Origin of the sequence: Streptomyces sp. NBC_00080, from assembly GCF_045041255.1 — a bacterium.
Lineage (GTDB): Bacteria > Actinomycetota > Actinomycetes > Streptomycetales > Streptomycetaceae > Streptomyces > Streptomyces coriariae.
Genome location: NZ_CP108235.1, coordinates 9,420,844 through 9,443,472 on the forward strand (window position 1 = coordinate 9,420,844; position 22,629 = coordinate 9,443,472).

The window sequence follows — 22,629 nt, forward strand, 5'->3', positions numbered from 1 at the left end:
CTGATGGAGGCGTGTGTGCGCATCAGTGCGGGAAAGGACGCCGTGGCCGTCTACGAACTCAAGAACCGCCTGGTCGTCGGTATCGCCTCCAGTGCGCTGTTCGACCTGGCGGAGGCAGATGCCGTATTCCGCGATCAGGGAGAGGAGACCTACCGCGCTTACCAGGAGGAGCACCTGGACGACACGCTGGACAAAGGAGTTGCCTTTCCCTTCATCCGCAGACTGCTGTCCCTGAACGATCTCTCACCCGATGACCCTCTGGTGGAGGTCATCATCCTGTCCCGCAACGATCCCGACACCGGACTGCGGGTCATGCGGTCCATTCAGTCCTACGGCTTGCCGATCAGCCGGGCCATCTTCATGCAGGGTCGCTCGCCCTACCGCTTCATGCCCGCTCTGAACATGTCCCTGTTCCTGTCTGCGAACGAGGACGATGTCCGCGAGGCCGTAGCGCTCGGGCTGCCCGCCGGCCGTGTACTCGGCCCGGCGGTGGCCGACGAGGACGATGACCAGGATCTGCGGATCGCCTTCGACTTCGACGGAGTCCTCGCCGACGACGCCTCGGAACAGGTCTACCAGGTCGGCGGCATCGAGGGCTTCCGTTTCCATGAGACGACGAACGCCGCCACCCCGCACGACCCGGGACCGCTGCGCGACTTCCTGGCAGGCGTCAACCGGCTCCAGCGGCGCGAGGAAGAACAACGAGCAGTAGACGCCGACTACAAGATTCGCGTCCACGTCTCCCTCGTCACCGCCCGCGACGCACCCGCTCACGAACGACCGGTGCGCAGCCTGAAGAACTGGGGCATCACCGTCAACGACGCCTTCTTCCTCGGTGGCATAGACAAGAGCACGATCATGGAGGTTCTCAGGCCTCACATCTTCTTCGACGATCAGGTCGGCCACCTGACCGGCACCGCCCGCAGCACGCCCAGCGTGCACATCCCTTTCGGGAAGCTGAACGAACCGGACTGTTCGGCGCCCGACGAAGCGCACGGATGAGCCTTGCGGCCTTGGCCAGCACCTCAACGGCGCGCAGGCTCTTGCGGTTCACACGTGGACTCGCCGATGCCCGAACCACATCAACTTCGCCGGCCGAAGCGGCATGACCCGTGTTCAGGAACCAGAGGTCAAGACGCCTCCCTGTCTGTCCAGCCGAACGGACAGCCGGGGCCGTGGCGTGGATGGTGGTAGGCGGGAGCGGGCAGCCCGGCGCAGCCGGGCCAGTTCGTCCAATGTGCCGCCGTGTTCCCGCCGACGGCCTTCACCCCACTTCCCCGACCCCTGCGCACCATCGTCATCAGGGAGTCCTGCCATGACATCAGCCATCCCGGAAGAACTCGCCCACACGGCCTTGCCCGAGGTCCTCGCGGGCCATCTGGCCGACGCGGCCGAACAGCTTCACCGTCCGCATCGAGAGCACCTGGGACGGAAAACCCTCCCAGCCCAACGACGGCCAGGGCCGAGGCCTGATGCGGCAGTTCGGATCCGGCTGGGAGCTGCTGCCCTCCGGCACGGACGTAAGGAACGCCCTCGCCTTCGGTCCCCCCGGCCCCGACCCGAAGCCGGGGGACAGGTACGACGTCGTCGACTACAGCATCGGCTCGGACGGCTTCCGCGGCCGCCTCGAGGGCTGGACCCCCAACCCGGACCCCGGCAACGCGCGACCCTGGCTGCACAACCAGGTCCACTCGTGGGTCGGCGGGGACATGTCCCCCGCGAGCTCCCCCAACGATCCGGTGTTCTTTCTGCCACCGCAACGTGGACCCGCATCCGGGAGAGCTGGCTGACGCGCTACAACCGGGTCTACGCCCCTGACATGACGGCCCCGGACCATCCCTACAAGGGTGAGCGGATCAACGACGCGCTGGACCACCCCGGCTTCTTGACCATCATCAGCACCATGCTGGACCGGCGCGAGTACTACACCTACGACGTACTGCCCGCCTGACCGGGCGGCGGGTCGCCGGAGCAGGCCTTGGGCCGACTTGAACACCCCGAACAGCGGTGCCGGTTGCGGCAACGTCAGGTTGGTCCGCCAGTTCGCAGTAACCAGCAGAACCCGGTCCTCCAGCGGCAGACTCCACGGTCGGCCTTTGCGGGCGGGGTTCGCACCCTCGCGTCTCAACGCGATGATCACCTTGCCGAACTGTCGCGGGCTCAGCCCGGTGAACGGGGCCATCCAAGACGGCTCAGGCTCAGACGACGTAATCACACCAGCCACGGCAAGGATCATCCCTCGTCAAGTCGCCGGTGGCGGAGGTCAGTCGAGAGGGAGCGGCATCTGTGGACGAACCCGAGTCCCTGACAGGGCTGTGGCCGCGTCCTCAACCACAGTTGCGGGAAACCCCCGGTCGAACGTGTAGAACTCTCTGCCTGCCCTGGCCGTGATCTCGTCGGTCATGGGGTGGCGCTACACACGGGGGGCCTGTGGCTGTCAGGCCTCCGTCCGCCGGGGCTCTGACCAAGGCGAGCCGGTCACCCCTCCTGAGCGGCCGACGCGGGTTGCTCGCCTGAGCCCCGGAGGATCAGGCGGGTCGGAACGGTGATGGTGCGGGCGCGAGAGCGGTCGCCGTCGAGTCGGGTCAGGGCGGTTGTCGCGGCGGTCCTGCCCAACTCCTCCGGGTCCTGGGCGACGACGGTCAGGGCCGGTTCGAGTGCCTCGGCCAGCGATACGTCGTCGAAGGCGACGACGGCCACGTGCTTGCGCTTGCTGCGGGCCAGTTCGGCCACTACGCCCAGCGCCATGATGTTGTTGCCGGCGAACAGCGCGGTGGGGGGATCGAACAGGCCGAGGAGTTGGGCGGTCGCGGCCTCGGCGCCCTGCTGGTCGTGGGCGTTGGCGACGAGGGAGCGGTCGTATGGGATGCCGGCCTCCTCCAGCGCCGAGCGGTAACCGGCCAGACGCTCGCGCCGGGTGTACAGCTTCGGGGGCAGGTCGCCGACGAAGCCGATGCGCCGGTGTCCGTGGGCGACGAGGTGCGCGACGCCGTCGTGGGCGCCGGTCCGGTTGGAGCTGACGATGCTGTCCGTGGCAAGACCGACTCCGGGTCGGTCGAGGAAGATCACGGGCAGTCCCGCCGTGCGGTGGGACTTGAGATGCGTGTGCTCGGCGCCGACGGACGGAACGACGATCAGGATGCTGACGCGGCGGGCGAGGAACTTGTCCGTCAGGGCGCGTTCGCGCTCGGGGTCGTCGGCGGAGGAGCCCATGAGCAGGGTCAGCCCGCGCTCGCGGACGGTGTCTTCGATGGCGCGGGCCACGGCTCCGAAGAAGGGGTTGGCGAGGTCGGGAATGACCAGGCCGATGGTGGTGTCAGGTCCGCCGACGCGGATATTGCGGGCCATGAGGTTCGGCTGAAAGCCGAGCTTGGCCACTGCGGCCAGTACCTGTTGCCTGGTCTGCGCGGAGGCGGGCCCGTCCTCGTTGAGGACTCGGGAGACCGTCTTGGCGCTGACGCCGACTTCTCGGGCGACATCGGCGAGGGTAGGGCGGCGGTTCGCTGCCATGGAGGAAACCGTCTCCTGAGGGCTCTCGGTTCCGGCCGCGGCCTCGGCCGGAAGATGTGAGAGCGGGGTTGTGCTGTCAGGTGGCCTGGACTCCGGCGGCCTTCGCGGCCTCCGAATCCGCTACGACAGTATCCCCGGCCGCGTCGACGGTGAGAGCGCCGGTCATGATGGCGACGACCTCGGCCATGGAGTAGTCGGAGGGCTTGATCACGGCGGCGCGCCTGCCGAGGCGGTGGACGTGGATCCGGTCGGCTATCTCGAAGACGTGGGGCATGTTGTGACTGATCAGAACGACGGGCATGCCCTTGTCCCGGACTCGGCGGATGAGGTCGAGAACCTGGCCGGACTCCTTGACGCCCAGGGCGGCGGTGGGTTCGTCCATGACGACGACGCTGCTGGCCCAGGCGACGGACCGGGCGACCGCGACGGCCTGCCGCTGTCCGCCGGAGAGGGTCTCCACCGACTGGGTCAGCGAACGCAGGCCGATCTTCAGGTCGGCCATGTGCTCGGCCGCCTCCTGGCGCATGCGCTTCTTGTCCAGCATGCGGAAGACGCTGCCGAGGACGCCGGGGCGGCGCAGCTCCCGTCCCAGGAACATGTTCGAGGCGATGTCCATGGATGCGGCCACGGCGAGGTCCTGGTACACCGTCTCGATGCCGTGGGCGCGGGAGCTCTGGGGACCGGAGAAGGTGATGGGCTCGCCGTTGAGCCGTATCTCGCCCGCGTCGGGGACAACCGCGCCGGTGAGGGCTTTGATGAGGCTGGTCTTGCCGGCGCCGTTGTCGCCGATGACGGCGAGGACCTCGCCGGGCAGCAGGTCGAAGTCGGCGCCGTCGATGGCGGTGACCTGGCCGTACCGCTTGACCAGACCGCGGGCCTGCAGAACAGGCGTGGGGGCAGGGGTGGCAGTCATCGTGCCTTCCTCCGGGAGATCTGGTCGACGGTCACCGCGAGGATCACCAGAACGCCGGTGATCAGGGTCTGGTAGATGGACGCGACGCCCATCAGCTGGAGCCCGTTGCGGAACACACCGACGATGAGGACGCCGATGAAAGTGCCCAGGACTGAACCGCGGCCACCGAAGAGGCTGGTGCCGCCGAGGACCACGGCGGTGATGCTGTCGAGGTTGTCGGTCTGCCCGGCCTGCGGGTCACCGACTCCGGTGCGGGAGATGAGCAGCAGGGCGGCGACGCCGTACAGCAGGCCGGCCACGGTGTAGATGCCGATGGTGAGGCGTGAGGTGCGAATGCCGTTCAGCCGGGCGGCCTCGGCGCTGTTGCCCAGGGCGTAGACGTGCCGGCCCCAGCCGGTGCTGCTCAGCGCGTAGGCGAGGAGCAGGAACAGGGCGATGGTGACCAGAGAGCCGTAGGTGATGTCGGTGTGGCCCAGGGGGAAGGTCTCCCCGAGGGCGGTCAGCGAGCCAGGCAGGCTGGTGACCGTCTGCTCCTCGGAGTAGATGTGGGTCAGCGCGAACGCCACGTTGAGCATGCCGAGGGTCACGATGAACGGCGGCAGCGGGATCTTCTGCACCAGCAATCCGTTGAGCAGCCCGAAGCCGCCGCAGACGGCCAGGCCCAGCGCGATCGCGACCAGCGGTGGGACGGAGCCCTCGGCCGCCATCTTGGCGATCACGATGCTGCCGAACGCCATCACGGCCCCGCACGACAGGTCGATGCCCGCCGTGAGGATGATCAGGGTCTGTCCGATGGCGAGGGTGCCGACGACCATGACCTGCTGCACGATCAGCGAGAAGTTCCCGCCGGTGAGGAACTGGTCGGTCGAAAGGGAGAAGAAGGCGCAGGCCAGGAGGAGGGCGACCAACGGGCCGGTGGTCGGCGCCGTGAGCAGTCTGCGTGCCGTGGTCGGCGCTTTGAGCTCGGCGTACGGCGTTGTCGTCGCAGTCATGCGAAGTCCTTGTCGGAAGACAGATGTCCTTGTAGGAGGACGGGGGCACAGGCCCCCGCCGTCGGGACAAGAGGGGGGCGGCCATCCCTGGTCGGGGAGGCGGGACGACCGCCCCGCTGCGGGGAGTGGCGGTGTCGTACGGTCCAGTGGGGGCTCAGCCCCAGCAGTTCTCCAGGCCGTAGCCGGTGTCCTTCGACGTGACGCCGTCCTGCGCCTTGTCGGTGATCAGGGTGACGCCGGTGTCGGTGTAACCGGACGCCTTCTTGTCGTCCTTGGCGTACGTCACGACGGCCTTGACGCCCTCGGCGGCCATCTTCAGGGGGTACTGCTGCGAAGTCGCGGCGATCTTGCCGTCCTTGACCGCCTGGGTGCCGGTGCAGCCGCCGTCGACGGAGACGATCAGGACGTCCTTCTCCCGGCCCTTGGCCTTCAGCGCGGTGTACGCGCCCAGGGCCGCCGGTTCGTTGATGGTGTAGACGACGTTGATGTCGGGCGACTTCTGGAGGCAGTTCTCCATCGCGGTCTGGCCCTTGGCCTGGTCGCCGCCGGTGTCCTGGGCGCACACGACGTCCTTGTCGGTGGCGCCGAAGCCCTTGAGGAAGCCATCGTGCCGCTGGACGCCGACGGAGACGCCCGGCGCCAGGTCGAGGGCGGCTATCTTCGCCGTCTTGCCCTTCATGGCGGCCTTGGCGTACTCGCCGATCAGCTCGCCGGCTTTGAGGTTGTCGGTGGCGAAGAGGGCGTCGACCGCGCTTTCCGGCTCGGTCGGGGTGTCCAGGGCGATGACCAGGACACCCTTGGCGCGGGCCTTCTGGATCGCGGGCACGATCGCCTTGGAGTCGCTCGGGGTGATCAGGATGCCCTTCACGCCGGCGGCCACCATGTTCTCGATGGCCGTGACCTGCCCGGCGTTGTCCCCGTCGAACTTGCCCGCTGCGGTGGACAGTTGGGCACCGTTCTCCTTGGCGGCCTTCTCCGCGCCCTCCTTCATCTTCACGAAGAACGGGTTGGTGTCGGTCTTGGTGATCAGACCGACCTTGACGCTGCCCGAGTCGGAGCTCGACGAGCCCGAACCGGACCCGCAGGCCGTCATGGTGAGCGCCGCGACGCCCGTGACCGCGGCGATTCTGAGGAGAGAGGAGGACAGGCGAGTGGTGCGAGACATGATCGACTCCTGTGGGATAGCGGGCGGCACGGAGTTGTGGAGCGTGCCGCCCGGGGTGTCATCGTTGACGTATGTCATCGTTGACACTGCCTGGCGAGGATGATGGACTCCGGATCCCGGCAACGTCAATGCCTTCCACTCGTCACAAATCGGCAACGCTCGCGCCTACCGGTCGCCCGCAGCTGTTCCGCGGCTGCCCGAGACGTGCCCGATTCCGACCCGGCATTCGAAGAGAAGAGCAGCTCATGAGCCCGCGTCAGATCACCGTCCTGGGGGAGTGCGTCGCGGACGCCTTCGCAGAACCCGCAAACGCCCCGGACGAACTCGCCCTGCGGGTGTTGCCCGGCGGCGGGCCTGCGAATACGGCGGTTTCGCTGGCCCGGCTCGGCACCCCGGTCCCGTTCCTCGCGCGGTTGTCAGGCGACGTGTTCGGCCGTCTGTTCCGGGCCCGCCTGGAGGCGTCCGGAGTGGACCTGTCGTACGCCGTCGCCGCCTCCGAGCCCAGCACGCTGGCCGTGGCGGAGCTGGATGCGACGGGACAAGCAGCGTTCTCGTTCCACGCACAGGACACGGCCGACTGGCAGTGGACCACCGGCGAACTGGCAAGGGTGGACCTGTCCGAAACGGCCTGTGTGCACACCGGGTCGCTGGCGCTGGTCCGTGAGCCCGGTGGCGCGGCGGTGGAGGAATTCCTGGCGGCGGCGGCTCTTCGGGCCACCATCAGCATCGATCCCAACGTTCGGCCGCTGCTGGTGCACCCCGACGCCTATCGCGCCCGGCTGGCGCACTGGTGCGCTCTTGCCGACATCCTGCGGTTGAGCGAGGACGACCTCGAACTCCTCCTGCCCGGCACCCCGCCCGAGCAGGCGTGCGACATCTGGCACGCCGCGGGGGTGCGACTGGTCGTGATCACGCTGGGCGCCGAGGGCGTTCTCGCCTCGCTCGACGGCGCACGGCTACGGGTGCCCGCGGTGGCTACACGGGTCGTCGACACGGTCGGGGCGGGGGACTCCTTCACCGCCGGCCTGCTGCACCACCTCGGCACACGCGGGCTTCTCGGTGGCCGACTGCCCGATCTCCGACCAGACGATGTCGCCGAAGCCTGCCGGTTCGCCACCCGGGTGGCGGCCCTGACCTGCTCGGTCGCCGGTCCCAACCCGCCCTGGCAGAGCGAGCTGGCGCAGCTCGAGCCCGCCGAGGGCGCCTGACGGGTACAACAACTGGAGCCTTGGCGATGCCGTCCCACGCCCCCATGGCCCGGTGCGCGCGAGTACCCCACCGCCTCCCGGCCCCGTCGACTTCAACAGCACCTCCGGTAGCACGCGGCTCCACCCATGACACCGCCGTTCCGCCCACGACAGACAAGGACACGAGACCATGAAGAAGACCCTGCTCGCCGAGTTCACCGCCCGCGAGGGAGCTGAGGCCGAGGTCGCCCGCATGATCGGGGACTACGCTCTGAAGGTGCGCCAAGAAGCGGGCAACATCGCCTTCGACGTCTACACCAAGGCAACCAGCCCGCGCGCCTTCTGGATCTTCGAGGTGTACCGGGACGAGGACGCCTTCCAAGCACACCTGAACGCCCCGTACGGTGGCCCTTTCAACGCCGCTCTCGTCCCACTGATCGAAGAGGACGCCTCCGTACTCACGTTCCTCGATCCGCTGACCACGAACCCGTAGCGAGCCGTCGGCAGTGGCTGACCGCCAGGGCGTGATCTCCTTGCGCACGCGGCCGGTCGGGGGGCAGCTGATCGCTCATGCGATGCCTTCCGGAAGGGGGAGATCGCTGAGGTGGGCGGTCCGGCCCCAGTGCGCGAGCCGCAGGTGGTGTCCGTCGCCTCGCCAGTGGGTGACGGAGGCGTTGGGGACCGGCGGCAGGTCGTGGGGGACGGGTGCGCCGAGACCGGCCAGTACGTAGCGCAGGGCGATGACGACCGCGTCGTGGCGACGAGCAGGACGCGGCGCCCGGCGGCGGCCCCGGCCAGCTCGGTCGTGAGGTCCCGTACGCGCAGGGCGACGTCGGCGAGCGCCTCGCCGCCCGGCGGGCGATACGACCACTCGCCCAGCAGGGCCCGACGCGCGGCTTCGGCGGGCGCCCGGGCCTCCAGCGCGGTGGGTGGGTGCAGCTCGAAGACGCCCATCTCGCGGTCGCGAAGCCGCTCGTCGACCAGCACCGGCACATCCGACGCCGGTCCGGCCATCGCGTCCCAGGTCTGCCGGGCCCGCGCGTAGGGGGAGCAGACCACCAGGTCCGGCCCGGTGCCGGGAGCGTGACCGGCGAGCCAGCCGGCCAGCGTGCGGGCCTGGGCCCGTCCCAGCGCGGACAGCGGTACGTCGCTGTCGCGTCCCACGACCGGCAGATCGGCCGAGCCGGTCCGTTCGGCCTCGGCAAAGGCGACGTTGGCCGTGCTCTGCCCGTGCCGAACAGCCCACAGCCCGGCCACCGCGGACGGCGGCGGCAGGCCTCCGCTGTGCCGGTCGTCCTGGCCCGGCACAGCGGCCGGCGGCGCTGACTCGGGTCCACCCGGAGCATCACGGTGCAGTGCAGACATGTGGCCTCCCGTCGACTCCCTCATGGTCACGGCATGCGGCCGCACCGACCAGGGCGAAGGACGCGCCCGCTGCGCACAGTGATGTCCGGTTCTCGCCGGTCCGCGGTAAATGCCTGGACTGAGGACCGCCCCGAACGGGACACTTCCGACTTCCGAACCACCGGGAGTGTGATGGGGACAACAGAAACGCAAGGGCCGACGCCGGGCAGGAGCGCGGTCGTTCTGGCGCTGCGCCGCTACGGTCGGGAACTGCTGAGACTACGACGGCTGGCCCTGCCCGCGCTGCTGCTGCCCGCCGTGGGCAACATCGGCACCCGCTACGTCGCCCCCCTACTGATCGCCAAACTGGCAGGCCAGGCCGCCGACGACGACGGTCTCACCCTCAGCTCGGCGCTGCCGTACGTGCTGGGCTTCGGCGTGACGCTGCTGTTCGCCGAGGCCGTGTGGCGTGTGGGGCAGCACTGCCTGAACCGCGTGGACGCCCTCGGCATGGAACACCTGTACGTCAGCGGCATGGAGGAACTTCTCGCCAAGGACGCGGCATTCTTCCATGACAACTTCGCCGGCTCGCTGACCAAACGGGTGCTGAGCTTCGGCAAGCGCTTCGAGGACTTCGTGGACACGGTGACGTACCGGATCGTGGGCAGTCTCGTCCCCCTGGTGTTCGGTGCCGTGGTGCTGTGGAGCTACGAACCGATGCTCGTCGCCGGCCTCCTGGTGATGATCGCGCTGACGGTGCTGGCCGCGACCCCTCTGATCCGTCGTCGGCAGAGGCTCGTCAACGACCGTGAGGCGGCGTTCGCCCGGGTCTCGGGGCACGTCGCCGACAGCCTCATGAACATGGAGACCATCCGGGCGTTCGCGGCCGAGCGGCGGGAGGCCGACGAACACCGCAGCCGTGTCGCGGATTCCCGACGCCTGACGCTGCGGTCGTGGGACTACGGCAATCTGCGCGTCGACACCCTGATCGCCCCCATGTCCGTACTGACCAACGTGCTGGGCCTGTTGGTCGCCATCGCCTTCGGTGGCCCGGGCCAGGGGGTGGAGGAGGTCGTCGTCGCTTTCACCTACTACTCCAACGCCACCCAGATCATGTTCGAGTTCAACCAGATCTATCGGCGTCTGGAAAGCTCGATGACCGAGGCCGCGCAGTTCACGGAGCTGTTGCTGGATCCGCCCACCGTGCTCGACCCGGCGGAACCCGAGCCACTCGCACCGCGGGACACAGGCATCCGCTTCGAGGCGGTGACCTTCGCCCACACGGGCGCGAAGCCGATTTTCCGGGCACTCGACCTCGACGTGCCCGCAGGCGCACGGATCGGTCTGGTCGGCAGGTCCGGCGGAGGAAAGACCACACTCACCCGGCTTCTGTTGCGCATGTCGGACATCGGCGACGGACGCATCCTGATCGGTGGTCAGGACATCAGCGGGTTGCGTCAGGACGACCTGCGCTCGCTCATCGCCTACGTACCGCAGGAACCCGCCATGTTCCACCGCAGCCTGCGGGACAACATCGCTTTCGCCCGGCCCGGAGCCACCGACAAGGAGATCCACGCCGCGGCCGCGGCCGCGCACGTCACGGAATTCGTCGACCAACTCCCCGACGGCTTCGGCACTCTGGTGGGGGAGCGGGGGGTGAAACTCTCGGGCGGGCAGCGTCAGCGCGTCGCCCTCGCCAGGGCCATCCTGCGCGACGCCCCGATCCTGCTGCTCGACGAGGCCACCAGCGCGCTGGACTCGGAGAGCGAACTCCTCGTCCAGGACGCCCTGTGGCGGTTGATGGACGGACGTACGGCCCTCGTGGTCGCCCACCGTCTGAGCACCGTCGCCGGTATGGACCGTCTCGTCGTCCTCGATCGGGGAAGCGTCGTCGAGCAGGGCACCCACGAGGAGCTGCTCACATCGAACGGTGCCTACGCCAAGCTGTGGCAGCACCAGTCGGGCGGGTTCCTCGGCGAGAGCACCGACTCGGCCCCCGGATGTCCGATTCCAGGAGCCGGTTCCAGCGGGCTGCCCGGACCGGCCGACCCGGCGCCGGACGGGGACCCCAGGACGTCGTCGCACGCTCGTACGAGCACCGGTTCCACGTGACCGATCCGCTCGCGGACGTCCTCGGGCGCCGACGCTGCCAGGAGGAAGGGAAGCCCGACTGAGTCGATCACGAGGTCGCTGTCATCCGGCCGCCCGCGCGGGCATGACGACCACTACGCGCGTGGTGAAGACTGGGCAGATGCCTCATGACCCCGGCGGCCTCGTGTTCATCGCGCTCGGTTGCGTCCTCGTCGCCGCCGGCTCCATCTGGAAGGGGCGCGTCCTGCGCCCCCTCTCGATGAAACGGACCCAGGCGGCCGCAGTCCGGGACCGCTCCAGAAACCTGCTGCGCTCTGCGGACATGGCGATCGCCGAAGCGCGCCGCCGGGCGGCACGCGGCGAACCGGCCATCGTCACGGTCGGGGACGTGACCCGGGTGGCGTGCCAACACTATGGGCACGTCCTCGTGGAGCGCGACGAGGCGGCTGCCGCCCTCCGTCAGCGCTTCGAGGCCGCCGACTGCCGCGCGGACTGCATGACCGATGCCTTCAACTGACCGCCTCCTCGGTGTCGGAGAGGCTGCGGAGAGCGTATGGGCGATCATGTCCTCCGCCGTACCCGGAACGCCTGTCACGAACGCTCCAGTCCGGCGTCGGCCGGACGCTCCCGACCGACGTCCTGGGCCGGTGGGTGGTTCTCTTGCAGCGCCGCGCCCTGCTGCGGAGGCTGGGCGAGTGTCGGTCCTGGAGGGAGGCGTTCCCCGTATCGTGAGAGGCCGCCGAAGGAGGCCGACGGCCGAGGGAGCCATGCATGACGCGGTACCTGATCTCGTTCGATGACGGCGCGATGACCTTTCCCGAGGAGGAGTTGCTCGAGGTGGCCGAGGCTTCGCACGAGGTGGTGCGGGAGGCTCAGGTCGCCGGTGTGTGGGTCTTCGGTGGCGGGCTGGAAAGGCAGCAGGCGAGCGTCGTGGCCACCGACGGGACCGTCGCCGACGGCCCGTACCCGGAGACCAAGGCGGTCCTCGGCGGGTTTTCGATCATCGATGTGCCCTCACGTGCGGATGCGCTGGAGTGGGCTGCCAAAATCGCTGCCGCGTGCCGCTGCGCGCAAGAGGTCCGGGAGATCATGCCCGACTCGGCCGTCTGATCGAAGAGGACCTGGCCCGGCTGGGGCCCGGGCCGGAAGTCGTTTGTGCCTAGCGGGTTCGGCAAGCTGCGTGTCTGCGTGCCTGCGTGCCTGTGGGCGATCCTGGGGGCGGCATGGCCTGACGGACACCGACACTGGTCCGGCCAGGGTGTCCGTGGCGAGACGTGCGCTTCGCGGTCCTACTGGGAGAACGCGTAGGTCCGGACGGGATCGAGGTGGAGTTCGTAGGGCGTCCAGCAATCAGCGGCGAGGGTCGCGACCGGAGCACCGCAGGGGCAGGCCCGGTTGAGCCCCTCGTCGCCCGTCGGTCCGCAACACCCGCTGCTGTTCTCCCAGTTGGGTAGTGGCTGAAGGCCTTCGGCGTCGTCGGGGTGCACCAGCACCGTCTGTCGGCTGCCCGCCGAGACGACGTAGTCTCCTTGCCTGCAGACCACAAGTCCCCGCGACTGAGCCGGCTTCGGGTCCTCCTGATCGTCCTGCGCGACGTAGGGAGGTCCCCAGGGCTCGGGATCGATCGCGTAGCGGCCCCGCGGAACGGTGGAAGGTGCCCGGCGTGTCTCCTTGTCCCGGTCGCGCTCGTCGTTGGAGAAGTCAGGGACGACGGCAAGCTCGGCCAGCTCCGGCGTGATCGCACTGCCGCACTTGGAACAGAAGAAGATTGTCATCCCCTCGTTGTAGGCCTCAGGGCCGCTGCTTCGCATCCCCGTTTCCCCGATCGGAGCCGATGCGCGCGACGACGTCACGGGGATCGGGCATGTCGAGGTGGACGACGGAGTGTCGGGCCGTGAGTTCGCGCATGACGGCGAGCTTCTGCGCTGCGACGGCGAGGCCGGCCTCGGTCGCAGCGACCCCGTCGAGCCGGCCTGTTCCTCGGCTTCCACGCGCGCAGACGCCCCCAGGGCGATCTGCCGCCGCTCGAAGCGGGCCAGGAGGTTCTGCCACTCCTGCCCGGCCGAGGAAGGGACGCCCCCGTGAGCGACCCCGAAGCCTTCGCCGAGATCAGCCGGCTCGTGAGTGGCCTGCGCGACGCACCGAAGGCGCCGACGACGAGCAGCACGCGGGGCGGTCTCGTCCACGATCTCTTCAACGGCAGGAAGACCCCGGAGGAAGCACGAACGGAGTTCACAGAACTTCGCCTGAGTCATGTGCGATCGCCGCCCCTGTCACGCGCATATAGCAGGTCGGCCCCGGGGGCCCACCGAAATCACCCCGACGGGAGCCCAGTTCGCCACGATCGGGTGATCTTTGCGGGTTCGGCGCAACCAGGCAGCTCTTTCGCTAGTAACACACCCGTAAGTCATATCCATCTCAGGGGGCCACATGAGCCAGCAATACCCGCAGCAGCCGCACCAGCCCAACCAGCAACAGCCCGGGTGGGGTGGCCCCCAGACTCCTCCGGGATACGCCGGCCCGCCCTTCCAGCCGCTCCCGCCCAAGAAGCCCAGCGCCGGTAAGATCATCGGGCTCGGCTGTGCCGGCATCATCGGCCTGTTCGTCGTGATCGGCATCATCGGAGCAGCGACGAGCGGCGGCGAGTCCACGGACGACAGCAACAAGGACAAGGCTGTGGCGGCCACCGGCAGGTCGACGACCGACGACGCCAAGGGCGAGGCTGCGAAGGAAGAGCCCGCCGGGGAGGAAGACCGGGCCGGGTCGACCAAGACGCAGGCCGAGGAATTCCAGGCCTGCGTGGCCAAGTCCGGCACGCCCACCGAGCAGGCTGCGATCAAGCACGTCACGAAGGTCACCGGCGCCGACAAGCGGAACAACATCCTGGATGCTCCCGAGGTGTTCACCGACTTCACCGGCGGGCTGATGGGACCGCACCAGGGCGAGGGCAAGCTGATCGCCTCCGCGTTCACGTCGTGCTACGAGTCCGACAACGGGCTGGTGACCGTCTACGACAGAAACGGCGAGATCCTCGCCAACGCCAACTACTGATCCGTCCGCCTGCCGCGTTCCGGTAGCAGGCTGCCCCCGGGCCCCGCTGGGCCATCCCCGTCGCGGCGGGGCCTCACCTCGCGCAGGGCTGTGCTCTACGCGTGCGCGGCCCCGTGATGCCCGCGGAGTCTGTCCGAGGCAGGCGGGGTCGGCGATGCGTCAGCAGGTGCGGTCCTCCACCAGGACCACGGCGCGTCGAGAACTCCATGATTTTGGAAGGGCGCGTCAGTCGGCTGCGGCGTCCTCGGCCTCCCAGCGCAGCAGGTCGCCGGGCTGGCACTCGAGCACCTCGCAGAGCGCGGCGAGCGTCGCGAAGCGCACCGCCTTGGCGCGGCCGTTCTTGAGTACCGCCAGGTTCGCGGGAGTGATCCCTACGCGGTCCGCCAGCTCGCCCACGGACATCTTCCGCTTGGCCAGCATCACGTCGATGTCGACGGCGATCGGCATCAGATCACCTCGTCCAACTCGGCCTGCATCTGCGCCGCTTCGGCGTCGCGTGCGACGGCCTGGGCGAGCAGCATCCGTAGCACGAGCACGATGAGTGCCACCCCCAGGATGGCCAGGCCGACCCCGCCCATGATGACGGTGACGCCCGGGTCGTCCCGCTGGCCCGGAGCATTGACTGCCGTGACCGCGAACCATACGAGGGCAGCCGTCACGATCGCGCCGATCACGCCGTCCACGTACCGGAAGGCGGCGTCGGAGAACACGGTTCGGCGTCGCACCATGGTCACCAGCCGCCATACGCAGACCAGGGCGACCTGGGCCGACACCATGCCCAGGATCGTGATCACGCGCAGCGCGGTCAGCGGGAGCGACCCGTCCTCCTGGTCGTTCCCGCTGACCAATGTCCACACCATCAACACCTGTACGAACACGGTGCCGGCGAGCACCACCACGAGCAGGGCGCGCAGTGCACGCACGGTCAGCATTCCCATGATCCATCCTTCTATCGAATCGCGATGGGAATCTATCGAGATTCGACAGGTCGGGCAAGGGATGTGATGGAGGAGGGGCGGCGCGGGTCGGGGCGAGCTGTTCGGCCAGGGCGCGGGAGAGCGAGCCGGCCTTCCTCCCGCACCACCGGCCCCCATCCGGGCCGGTGACGCCGGGCAGCCGCGCGGCCGCCGGCCGGGTCCTGGGAGCCACGCAGTCATGTCGGCGCCGCGGTCGGCTTGCGCCGGCCCGGACGGGTGCGGCGAGGGGAGTGGCACGGGGAACGCCACCCGCGGGGGTGACCGGTGCCGTGGATCAATTGGGGAGGCGCAATGTTCACATGTGCGCACTGTGAATCGTCGAGGAAGCATGGGCAGCGGGGAGGGCACGCTGCGGCTGATCCTCTTCATGGGAGCGCCCCCTGCGCTGCGCTCACCCTGGGTGGTGGCGCCTGGCGCGCGGGCCTGCTGTACCGGTGCTGAGCTGCGATTCGGATTTTTCGGAGTTCGGCGGTCTGAGGATGTCGAGAACGTGCCACCGGCTCCGTCCCAGGGACATCAGCGGCCACCACCGGCCGCACGAGGAAGAAGGAGAATCCAGCATGGCGATTCAGCGGATGGACAATGTCGGCATCGTCGTCGAGGACCTGGATGCCGCCATCGCGTTCTTCGTGGAACTCGGTATGGAGCTGGAGGGCCGGGCGGAGGTCGAGGGTCTCGTCGCCGACCGGTGCACCGGACTCGACGGGGTGCACTGTGACATCGCGATGGTCCGGACCCCGGACGGTCACAGCCGGCTCGAGCTGGCGAAGTACCGCAGCCCCGCGGCGATCAGCGACGGTCCGCGCAACCGGCCGCACAACGTTCTGGGCACGCACCGCGTCATGTTCGCCGTCGACGACATCGAGGACACCGTTGCCCGCCTGCGCCCTCACGGCGCCGAACTCGTCGGCGAGATCGCCCGGTTCGAGGACAGCTATCTGCTCTGCTACCTCCGCGGCCCGGAGGGCATCATCGTCGGACTGGCCGAGCAACTGCGCTGAGAAGCAGGAACCGAACCATGCAGCCGAACGAGATCATCGAGGCGGTGCCCCGGTCTGCCTGACCGGAATGACCGTGATCATGTACGCGCCGTGGGGAACCGGCCTCTTGTCCGGTCGCTCGCGCCGGCCGGTGCAACGCTCGGACCGGCCGACTGCGGCGCTCGGTCAGACGGCCGGGACGGGCCGGGACGGACACTCGGATCCACGTGGCAAGCACTCGGGTCCGCGTGGCAAGCACTCGGATCCGCGTGGCAGGAAGATCGAACAAGCGACACTCGCCGCACTCGTCGCACCTCTGCCCCGCAACGTCACGGCGCTGCGCCGCCGCCTGCTCCATTTGTGCCCCGTTCTCCTGAACTGCGCAGACTTCCCTCCGTGCTCCGGACGTTCGTGAGAACGCCGACTGCACGACCATTGACACGGCGCCACGCACAGGACGAAGATCTCGCCTGCAAACACGTGAATGAAACGTTTCAAACCTCGGGAACCGATCATCCCGTTCCGCTCGACTCCGGCTTGCCGGCGCGTTTGCCGCCCTCTCCCCACATCGACAGTTGGAGCCCGCGATGCACGACGTAACGCGCCGGTCCGCCCTGCGCTCGGCCATAGCTGTGGCCCTGGCGCCCACCCTGGGTTCCCTGATCCTGCCCGGGTCGGCGCCGACGGCGTCGGCGGCGGTCTCGTGGACCGCCAAGTGGGTCTGGGCGCCGTCCAGTTCGGCGAACCAGTGGGTGGCCTTCCGTAGATCGTTCACCTTGGGTTCCGCACCCTCGACGGCCGTCACCCGGATCGCGGCCGACTCCAAGTACTGGTTGTGGGTCAACGGCACACTCGTGGTCTTCGAAGGCGGCCTCAAGCGCGGTCCGAACCGTACGGACACCTACTACGACGAGATCGACCTGGCCCCGTACCTGACCAGTGGCACCAACACGGTGGCACTGCTGGTGCGGTACTTCGGCAAGCAGGGCTTCTCGCACAGCAGCAGCGGCAAGGGTGGTCTGCTGTTCCAGTCCGACATCACGACCGGATCCACGGTCACCCGACTGGTCAGCGACACCGGGTGGAAGCACACGGTCCACCCGGGATACTCGAACAACACCAGTGGCACCCAGGTCAACTTCCGGCTTCCGGAATCGAACGTCTACTACGATGCCCGCAACGCCGCCGCCATGGCCGACTGGCAGTCACCCGGCTTCGACGACAGCGCCTGGAGCGCCCCCACGGACTTCGGCGCGGCCGGAGCCGCCCCCTGGAACGGCCTCGTCGAGCGGCCGATTCCGCAGTTCCGCTACTCCGGCCTCAAGACCTACACCAACGACGCCTCGCTCCCGAGCGCCGGCCAGGGCTCCACGGCGGTCTCGGCCACCCTGCCGTCCGACATCCAGGTCACGCCGTACCTGAAGGTCGACGCTCCGGCAGGCGCGGTGATCGGTATCCAGACCGACCACTACGACGACGGCCGCGGTCTGGTCGGTATCGACCAGACCACCATCTTCAACGTCCGCGCCACCTACGTCTGCGCCGGCGGGGTCCAGGAGTTCGAGGCTCTGGGCTGGATGAGCGGCACCGCCGTGCGCTACACCATCCCGGCGGGCGTGACGATCGTGGACCTCAAGTACCGGGAGAGCGGCTACGACACCGACTTCGCCGGGTCGTTCACCAGCAGCGACCCCTTCTTCGACACCGTGTGGACCAAGGCCGCCCGCACCATGTACGTCAACATGCGGGACAACTACATGGACTGCCCCACCCGCGAACGCGCCCAGTGGTGGGGCGACGTCGTCAACCAGCTGAAGGAAGGCTTCTACACCTTCGACACCAACTCCCACGCCCTCGGCAAGAAGGCCATTTCCCAGCTGGCGGCCTGGCAGAAGGACAGCGGGGCGCTCTACTCCCCGATGCCCTCGACCATCTGGACCGCCGAGCTGCCCCATCAGATGCTCGCCTCGGTGTGGTCGTTCTGGACGTTCCACCTCTACACCGGCGACACGAGCACGGTCACCGGCGCCTACCCGGCGGTGAAGAAGTATCTGGACCTGTGGAGCCTGGGCAGCGACGGTCTGGTGGTCCACCGCGCCGGTGACTGGGACTGGCAGGACTGGGGCAGCAACATCGACACCCGCGTCCTGGACAACTGCTGGTACTACTTGGCCCTGGACACCGCGGCCAAACTCGCCGACCTCAGCGGCAATACCGACGACGTCGCCGGATGGCAGGCCCGGCGCACCAGCATCAAGGCCAACTTCGACGCCCTGCTGTGGAACTCCACGAAGAACGAGTACCGCTCTCCCGGCTACACCGGCGACACCGACGACCGGGCCAACGCCCTCGCCGTCGTCGCGGGCCTGGCCGCCGCCGGCCACTACCCGGCGATCACCGACGTGCTGCGCGCCCACCTCAACGCCAGCCCCTACATGGAGTTCTACGTCCTGGAGGCGCTGTACCTCATGGGTGCGGCCACGGTCGCCGAGGAGCGGATGCGCAACCGCTTCGCCGCCCAGGTCACCGACCCCGCCTGCCACACCCTGTGGGAGGTCTGGGTCAAGTCGGAAGGTACCGACAACCACGCGTGGAACGGCGGACCGCTGTACGCCCTGTCCGCCTATGCCGCAGGCGTCCGCCCCACCAAGGCGGGATGGGAGACCTACGAGGTGGTACCCCAGACCGGCACCCTCACGAAGATCAACGCCGTGGCGCCGACCGTCGAGGGTGACATCCGCGTGGGCATCACACGCGACGGAACCCAGGTGACCTTGACGCTCACCTCGCCGGACGGGACGACCGCCCGGGTGGGTGTACCCACCTACGGCGGCCTCCAGCCCGTCGTCAAGGCGAACGGCACGACCGTCTTCACCGGAGGCTCCTCGACGGGCAGCGTCAACGGTCTCAGCCATGACGGCAAGGACTCCTCGTACATCTACTTCAAGGTCCAGCCAGGCACCTGGACGTTTACGGCGACGGGCACCGGCCGCCTCGACGACCTGGCCCTGAGCCGACCGGTGACCAGCAACAACAGCCTGGAGAACAGCAACTGGGGCCGGAGCCGGCTCACCGACGGCAGGCTCACCGGCGTGTCCGGTGCCCGGGGGTACACCAGCAACGAGTTCACCTCCGCCGACGTCGCAGCGAACCCCGTGTGGGTGGAGATCGACCTCGGCGCCGACACCGACCTCGACGCCGTACGGCTCTTCCCCCGCACCGACACACCGGCGGCCGGAGGCGGGACCGCGGGGTTCCCCGTCGACTTCACCATCCAGACGCGCCCCGACGGATCCAGCACCTACACCACAGCCCGCACCGTCACGGGGCAGGCGAACCCCGGCGGACAGGTCCAGACGTACGGCTTCAAGACCACCACCGCCCGCCACGTCCGCCTTCAGGCCACCAAACTCGGTGCCCCGGCGACCGACGAGTCCACCAAGTTCCGCCTGCAACTCGCCGAACTCACCGTCCCGACCGCCGCGACGACTGTCACGGCCAACTGCACGCTCGAAAACAGTGACTGGGGCAAGACCCGGATCATCGAGGGGACCACCACCAGCGTCACCGGCGCCAAGGGCTTCACCAGCATCGACTTCCCCTCCGCCGACGTCAGCGCCACACCCGTGTGGATCGAGGTCGACCTCGGCGCCGACCGGTCCATCGGCTCCGTCACCCTTCACCCGCGCACCGACATCGGCGGAGCCGGCGGCGGCTCGGCGAACTTCCCCGTCGACTTCACGATCCAGACGCGCCCCGACGGATCCAGCACCTACACCACCGCCCGCACCGTCACCGGACAGTCCAATCCGAGCGGAACCCCCCAGACCTACAACCTCACCTCCACCACCGGCCGCTACCTGCGTGTGACGGCAACCGGACTCGGCACTCCGGCTTCCGACGAGTCCACCAAGTTCCGCCTGCAACTGGCCGAGATCGGCATCAAGTAGGGCGGGCGACGGTCAGATGCGCGTTCCCGCCCCCAGTCGTGTCGTTGTTTCCGTGAGTGACACGGTGAACGGGTGGCTCGGCGCGGTGAGGACTCGCTGTGCCGGGCCTTGTTCGATGATTTCGCCGGCGTCCAGTACGGCGATGCGGTGGGCCAGGGCCGCGGTGTTCAGGTCATGGGTGATCAGGACCAGGGACAGGTCGTCGCGGTCGCGGAGCAGGGCGGTGAGGATGCCGAGGATGTCCCGGCGGGTGATCGGGTCGAGACCGGAGGTGATCTCGTCGCAGAGGAGGACGCGGGGCCGGGCCAGCAGGGCGCGGGCGAGGGCCGCGCGCTGGAGTTCGCCGCCGGAGAGCTGTCCGGGGCGTCGGCGGACCAGGTCCTCCGGCAGGCCGAGGCCGCTCAGCGTGGCCAGGGCCTCCCGTGTCGCGGGGGCGGACGCGGTGCCGCGCAGCCGTATCGCGGTGCGGGCGACCTGGTGCAGCACGGGGCGGTGTTCGTCGAAGGCGGCACGCGCGTCCTGGAAGACGTACTGCACGGACGCCAGTTGGGCGCGGCTGCGGTCACGCAGGCTGCGGGGCAGCGGTGTGCCGTCGAGGAGGATCTCTCCGTCGTGTTCGCGGTGGAGTCCGGCCAGGCAGCGGGCGAGGGTGGTCTTGCCGCTTCCGGAGCGGCCGAGGACGGCCAGGCTTTCGCCCGCGCACAGGTCGAGTTCGGCCAGCCGCAGTACCTCGGTCGTGCCACGGGTGCCGTCGCGGTGACGGGCGGTCAGGTCGCGGACGCTCAGGACGGTGCGGCCGGTGCCGGTCGAGCCTTCCGATTGCGTGAACTGCGTTTGACTGGTCAGCAGTTCGCGGGTCCATTCGTGCCGGGGTGCGAGCAGCAGACGCTGGGCCGGGCCCGACTCCACGACCTGGCCCGCCCGCATGAGGATCACCTCGTCGGCGAGTGACCGTACGACGTCCAGGTCGTGGCTGAGCAGCACGACGGCGATGCCACGTGCCGCGACGGCCGCCAACTGTTCGACGACCCGGGCCTTGGTCAGGGCGTCCTGACCGGTGGTGGGCTCGTCGGCGACGACGACCCGGGTGCCCAGCAGCAGGGCCTGGGCGAGGACCACGCGTTGTTGCTGGCCACCGGAGAGCTGGTGCGGGTAGCGGCGCACCAAGGTTTCGGCGTTCGGGAACTGGGCTTGGGCGAGGGCGCGCAGGACGCGTTCGCGGGCCGCCGACCGGCGCTTGGCACGGGGCAGGTGGCGTACCTGGGCACGGGCGATGTCCGTCAGGAGGGCGGTGACGCGGCGGGCGGGGTTGAGGGCGGCGGCCGGGTGCTGGGGGATGTAGCCGACCGGTCCGTCGGCCGCCAGGCGTACGTCGCCGGTGACGCGGGCGCCGGGTGGGTACTCGCCGAGGAGGGCGAGACCGGTCGTGGTCTTGCCGCTGCCGGATGTGCCGATCAGGGCGGTGACCTTGCCGGGGAGGGCCTTGAGGCTCACTCCGTGGACGATCGCCCTGCCGCCGACCTCGACGTGCAGGTTCCGGAGCTCGGCCACGGGCTCCTCCGTGGTGTGACCGAGGCCGGCGGGACTGTCGACCTGCTCTGTCGTGTCGTCTGCGTGGTTCACGGGCGTGCTTCACTCCCTGCCGGGCTGTTGGTGGTCCTGGTCGCGTCCAGGAGCGTCGTGCCCCGGCCCCGGCCCCGGTCGCTTGGGCGGGCGTCCACGAGCGCGGCGTCGAAGAGGAGGTTGGTGCCCGTCGTCAGGGCGATGATCAGCAGGGCGGGGACGACCACGGCCCATGGCTGGACGAAGAGGCCGATGCGGTTGCGGTCGACCATGACCGCCCAGTCGGCGGCATCCGGGGCGACCCCGGCACCGAGGAAGGCGGCCGTGGCCACGAGGTACAGCACGCCGGTCAGCCGGGTTCCGGTGTCGGCGGCCAGGGTGCGCAGCATGGAGCGGCCGACGTAGCCGACGGCCGTGCGCCACCAGGTCTCGCCCTGCATGCGCAGCGCCTCGACCGCGGGCCGGGCGGCGGCCTCCGCGGCGGCGGCGCGCACGAGCCTGGCCGCGTCCGGCACGTTCACCAGTGCTACCAGCAGGGCCAGACCGACGGGGCCGGGGGAGAGCACGGTGGCGGCCAGCAGGATCAGCAGCAGCGACGGGACGGCGAGCAGGACGTCCAGGGGCCGCATCAGCAGCTCCTCCAGCAGGCGGCGACGGGTGAGCGCTGCGAGCAGGCCGACGGGAAGCGCGACGAGATACGACAGGGCGGTGGCGGCGAGGGCGGTCAGCACCACCGGCCTGCCGCCGCGCAGTACCTGACGCCATACGTCACGGCCCACGAAGTCGGTGCCGAGCCAGTGGTCGGCGCCGAGGGTGAAGGACGCCGCCCGCGGCCCTGGTCCGCCCGCGAACAGCGGGCCCAGCAGGGCGAGCGCGAGGGGGAGGGCGACAATCGTCATGCCGAGG

General features: G+C 69.2%; 20 protein-coding genes and 2 pseudogenes. 11 read left to right on the forward strand and 11 right to left on the reverse strand.

All coding sequences use genetic code 11. The annotated features are described in order from the left end of the window. The first annotated feature begins 42 nt into the window (after nucleotides 1-42). The 3 genes from OHU34_RS42060 (at nucleotide 43) to OHU34_RS42070 (ending at nucleotide 1,951) form a co-directional block, all read left to right on the forward strand. Nucleotides 43-1,002, forward strand: coding sequence for a 5'-nucleotidase (locus OHU34_RS42060; RefSeq protein ID WP_230195835.1), 960 nt, complete (start codon nucleotides 43-45; stop codon nucleotides 1,000-1,002). Nucleotides 1,003-1,472: 470 nt separating this feature from the next. Next, on the forward strand, nucleotides 1,473-1,790 hold the full coding sequence (locus OHU34_RS42065; RefSeq protein WP_230195836.1) for a tyrosinase family protein: 318 nt from the start codon (nucleotides 1,473-1,475) through the stop codon (nucleotides 1,788-1,790). Between the two features lie 29 nt (nucleotides 1,791-1,819). After that, nucleotides 1,820-1,951, forward strand: a complete 132-nt coding sequence (locus OHU34_RS42070) for a hypothetical protein (RefSeq protein ID WP_405771718.1) — start codon at nucleotides 1,820-1,822, stop codon at nucleotides 1,949-1,951. Nucleotides 1,952-1,981: 30 nt separating this feature from the next. Here OHU34_RS42070 and OHU34_RS42075 read toward each other — a convergent pair. From OHU34_RS42075 to OHU34_RS42095, 5 genes and pseudogenes are all read right to left on the reverse strand, one after another. Then, nucleotides 1,982-2,224, reverse strand: a pseudogene (locus OHU34_RS42075) (IS5/IS1182 family transposase); the annotation flags it as partial. Nucleotides 2,225-2,478: 254 nt separating this feature from the next. Next, nucleotides 2,479-3,510 (reverse strand): LacI family DNA-binding transcriptional regulator, encoded by a 1,032-nt coding sequence (locus tag OHU34_RS42080; protein ID WP_142268270.1) that lies wholly within the window; start codon nucleotides 3,508-3,510, stop codon nucleotides 2,479-2,481. A 76-nt stretch (nucleotides 3,511-3,586) separates the two neighbouring features. Then, entirely contained in the window at nucleotides 3,587-4,423 is an 837-nt protein-coding gene (locus OHU34_RS42085; RefSeq protein ID WP_142268269.1) for an ATP-binding cassette domain-containing protein, read from the reverse strand. After that, on the reverse strand, nucleotides 4,420-5,415 hold the full coding sequence (locus OHU34_RS42090) for an ABC transporter permease (RefSeq protein WP_142268268.1): 996 nt from the start codon (nucleotides 5,413-5,415) through the stop codon (nucleotides 4,420-4,422). Before OHU34_RS42090 ends, OHU34_RS42085 begins: the two co-directional genes overlap by 4 nt. A 154-nt stretch (nucleotides 5,416-5,569) precedes the next feature. Further along, the gene (locus OHU34_RS42095; RefSeq protein WP_020130864.1) at nucleotides 5,570-6,580 is read right to left on the reverse strand and encodes a sugar ABC transporter substrate-binding protein; all 1,011 of its coding nucleotides are present in this window, start codon (nucleotides 6,578-6,580) and stop codon (nucleotides 5,570-5,572) included. Nucleotides 6,581-6,825: 245 nt separating this feature from the next. Here OHU34_RS42095 and OHU34_RS42100 point away from each other — a divergent pair, with 245 nt between their 5' ends. Next, nucleotides 6,826-7,788: a carbohydrate kinase gene (locus OHU34_RS42100; protein WP_405771724.1), complete on the forward strand. Its 963-nt coding sequence runs from the start codon at nucleotides 6,826-6,828 to the stop codon at nucleotides 7,786-7,788. A gap of 169 nt (nucleotides 7,789-7,957) precedes the next feature. Beyond that, a complete protein-coding gene (locus OHU34_RS42105) occupies nucleotides 7,958-8,260 on the forward strand; it encodes a putative quinol monooxygenase (protein WP_142268266.1) in 303 nt (100 codons plus the stop codon). A gap of 75 nt (nucleotides 8,261-8,335) precedes the next feature. Here OHU34_RS42105 and OHU34_RS42110 read toward each other — a convergent pair. Continuing rightward, nucleotides 8,336-9,132: pseudogene (locus OHU34_RS42110) on the reverse strand (histidine phosphatase family protein). Between the two features lie 171 nt (nucleotides 9,133-9,303). On the opposite strand from OHU34_RS42110, the gene OHU34_RS42115 reads away from it, so the two are divergent. From OHU34_RS42115 to OHU34_RS42125, 3 genes are all read left to right on the forward strand, one after another. After that, nucleotides 9,304-11,223, forward strand: coding sequence for an ABC transporter ATP-binding protein (locus OHU34_RS42115; RefSeq protein ID WP_405771727.1), 1,920 nt, complete (start codon nucleotides 9,304-9,306; stop codon nucleotides 11,221-11,223). A gap of 103 nt (nucleotides 11,224-11,326) precedes the next feature. Continuing rightward, the gene (locus tag OHU34_RS42120) at nucleotides 11,327-11,719 is read left to right on the forward strand and encodes a hypothetical protein (RefSeq protein WP_230195838.1); all 393 of its coding nucleotides are present in this window, start codon (nucleotides 11,327-11,329) and stop codon (nucleotides 11,717-11,719) included. A 254-nt stretch (nucleotides 11,720-11,973) separates the two neighbouring features. Further along, nucleotides 11,974-12,312: a YciI family protein gene (locus tag OHU34_RS42125; RefSeq protein WP_405771731.1), complete on the forward strand. Its 339-nt coding sequence runs from the start codon at nucleotides 11,974-11,976 to the stop codon at nucleotides 12,310-12,312. Nucleotides 12,313-12,491: 179 nt separating this feature from the next. On the opposite strand, the gene OHU34_RS42130 is transcribed toward OHU34_RS42125, so the two are convergent. After that, nucleotides 12,492-12,977 (reverse strand): hypothetical protein, encoded by a 486-nt coding sequence (locus OHU34_RS42130; protein ID WP_142268261.1) that lies wholly within the window; start codon nucleotides 12,975-12,977, stop codon nucleotides 12,492-12,494. 655 nt (nucleotides 12,978-13,632) lie between these two features. On the opposite strand from OHU34_RS42130, the gene OHU34_RS42135 reads away from it, so the two are divergent. Then, the gene (locus tag OHU34_RS42135; protein WP_142268259.1) at nucleotides 13,633-14,253 is read left to right on the forward strand and encodes a hypothetical protein; all 621 of its coding nucleotides are present in this window, start codon (nucleotides 13,633-13,635) and stop codon (nucleotides 14,251-14,253) included. 225 nt (nucleotides 14,254-14,478) lie between these two features. On the opposite strand, the gene OHU34_RS42140 is transcribed toward OHU34_RS42135, so the two are convergent. After that, nucleotides 14,479-14,700, reverse strand: coding sequence for a helix-turn-helix transcriptional regulator (locus OHU34_RS42140; RefSeq protein ID WP_142268258.1), 222 nt, complete (start codon nucleotides 14,698-14,700; stop codon nucleotides 14,479-14,481). Then, on the reverse strand, nucleotides 14,700-15,191 hold the full coding sequence (locus OHU34_RS42145) for a DUF2975 domain-containing protein (RefSeq protein ID WP_142268257.1): 492 nt from the start codon (nucleotides 15,189-15,191) through the stop codon (nucleotides 14,700-14,702). Before OHU34_RS42145 ends, OHU34_RS42140 begins: the two co-directional genes overlap by 1 nt. A 599-nt stretch (nucleotides 15,192-15,790) precedes the next feature. Between OHU34_RS42145 and OHU34_RS42150 the strand changes: the two genes are divergently transcribed. Both OHU34_RS42150 and OHU34_RS42155 read left to right on the forward strand, forming a co-directional pair. Continuing rightward, complete coding sequence (locus OHU34_RS42150; protein ID WP_142268256.1) at nucleotides 15,791-16,231, forward strand: VOC family protein; 441 nt, start codon at nucleotides 15,791-15,793, stop codon at nucleotides 16,229-16,231. Between the two features lie 566 nt (nucleotides 16,232-16,797). Beyond that, on the forward strand, nucleotides 16,798-20,160 hold the full coding sequence (locus OHU34_RS42155) for a discoidin domain-containing protein (protein WP_405771736.1): 3,363 nt from the start codon (nucleotides 16,798-16,800) through the stop codon (nucleotides 20,158-20,160). Nucleotides 20,161-20,172: 12 nt separating this feature from the next. Here OHU34_RS42155 and OHU34_RS42160 read toward each other — a convergent pair whose 3' ends face one another. Together OHU34_RS42160 and OHU34_RS42165 are read right to left on the reverse strand one after the other, a co-directional pair. After that, a complete protein-coding gene (locus tag OHU34_RS42160; RefSeq protein ID WP_405771739.1) occupies nucleotides 20,173-21,783 on the reverse strand; it encodes an ABC transporter ATP-binding protein in 1,611 nt (536 codons plus the stop codon). Further along, entirely contained in the window at nucleotides 21,780-22,622 is an 843-nt protein-coding gene (locus OHU34_RS42165; RefSeq protein WP_405771742.1) for an ABC transporter permease, read from the reverse strand. The genes OHU34_RS42160 and OHU34_RS42165 overlap by 4 nt, the downstream gene beginning before the upstream one ends. Nucleotides 22,623-22,629 lie beyond the last annotated feature (7 nt).

Excerpts from the sequence above, each read along its gene's own strand:
- OHU34_RS42080 (WP_142268270.1), bottom strand. The coding sequence starts at position 3,510 with ATGGCAGCGAACCGCCGCCCTACCCTCGCCGATGTCGCCCGAGAAGTC.
- OHU34_RS42085 (WP_142268269.1), bottom strand. The coding sequence starts at position 4,423 with ATGACTGCCACCCCTGCCCCCACGCCTGTTCTGCAGGCCCGCGGTCTG.
- OHU34_RS42070 (WP_405771718.1), top strand. The coding sequence starts at position 1,820 with ATGACGGCCCCGGACCATCCCTACAAGGGTGAGCGGATCAACGACGCG.
- OHU34_RS42150 (WP_142268256.1), top strand. The coding sequence starts at position 15,791 with ATGGCGATTCAGCGGATGGACAATGTCGGCATCGTCGTCGAGGACCTG.
- OHU34_RS42165 (WP_405771742.1), bottom strand. The coding sequence starts at position 22,622 with ATGACGATTGTCGCCCTCCCCCTCGCGCTCGCCCTGCTGGGCCCGCTG.
- OHU34_RS42095 (WP_020130864.1), bottom strand. The coding sequence starts at position 6,580 with ATGTCTCGCACCACTCGCCTGTCCTCCTCTCTCCTCAGAATCGCCGCG.
- OHU34_RS42115 (WP_405771727.1), top strand. The coding sequence starts at position 9,304 with ATGGGGACAACAGAAACGCAAGGGCCGACGCCGGGCAGGAGCGCGGTC.
- OHU34_RS42155 (WP_405771736.1), top strand. The coding sequence starts at position 16,798 with ATGCACGACGTAACGCGCCGGTCCGCCCTGCGCTCGGCCATAGCTGTG.
- OHU34_RS42090 (WP_142268268.1), bottom strand. The coding sequence starts at position 5,415 with ATGACTGCGACGACAACGCCGTACGCCGAGCTCAAAGCGCCGACCACG.
- OHU34_RS42105 (WP_142268266.1), top strand. The coding sequence starts at position 7,958 with ATGAAGAAGACCCTGCTCGCCGAGTTCACCGCCCGCGAGGGAGCTGAG.
- OHU34_RS42135 (WP_142268259.1), top strand. The coding sequence starts at position 13,633 with ATGAGCCAGCAATACCCGCAGCAGCCGCACCAGCCCAACCAGCAACAG.
- OHU34_RS42140 (WP_142268258.1), bottom strand. The coding sequence starts at position 14,700 with ATGCCGATCGCCGTCGACATCGACGTGATGCTGGCCAAGCGGAAGATG.
- OHU34_RS42065 (WP_230195836.1), top strand. The coding sequence starts at position 1,473 with ATGCGGCAGTTCGGATCCGGCTGGGAGCTGCTGCCCTCCGGCACGGAC.
- OHU34_RS42125 (WP_405771731.1), top strand. The coding sequence starts at position 11,974 with ATGACGCGGTACCTGATCTCGTTCGATGACGGCGCGATGACCTTTCCC.
- OHU34_RS42120 (WP_230195838.1), top strand. The coding sequence starts at position 11,327 with ATGACGACCACTACGCGCGTGGTGAAGACTGGGCAGATGCCTCATGAC.
- OHU34_RS42100 (WP_405771724.1), top strand. The coding sequence starts at position 6,826 with ATGAGCCCGCGTCAGATCACCGTCCTGGGGGAGTGCGTCGCGGACGCC.
- OHU34_RS42145 (WP_142268257.1), bottom strand. The coding sequence starts at position 15,191 with ATGGGAATGCTGACCGTGCGTGCACTGCGCGCCCTGCTCGTGGTGGTG.
- OHU34_RS42130 (WP_142268261.1), bottom strand. The coding sequence starts at position 12,977 with ATGACAATCTTCTTCTGTTCCAAGTGCGGCAGTGCGATCACGCCGGAG.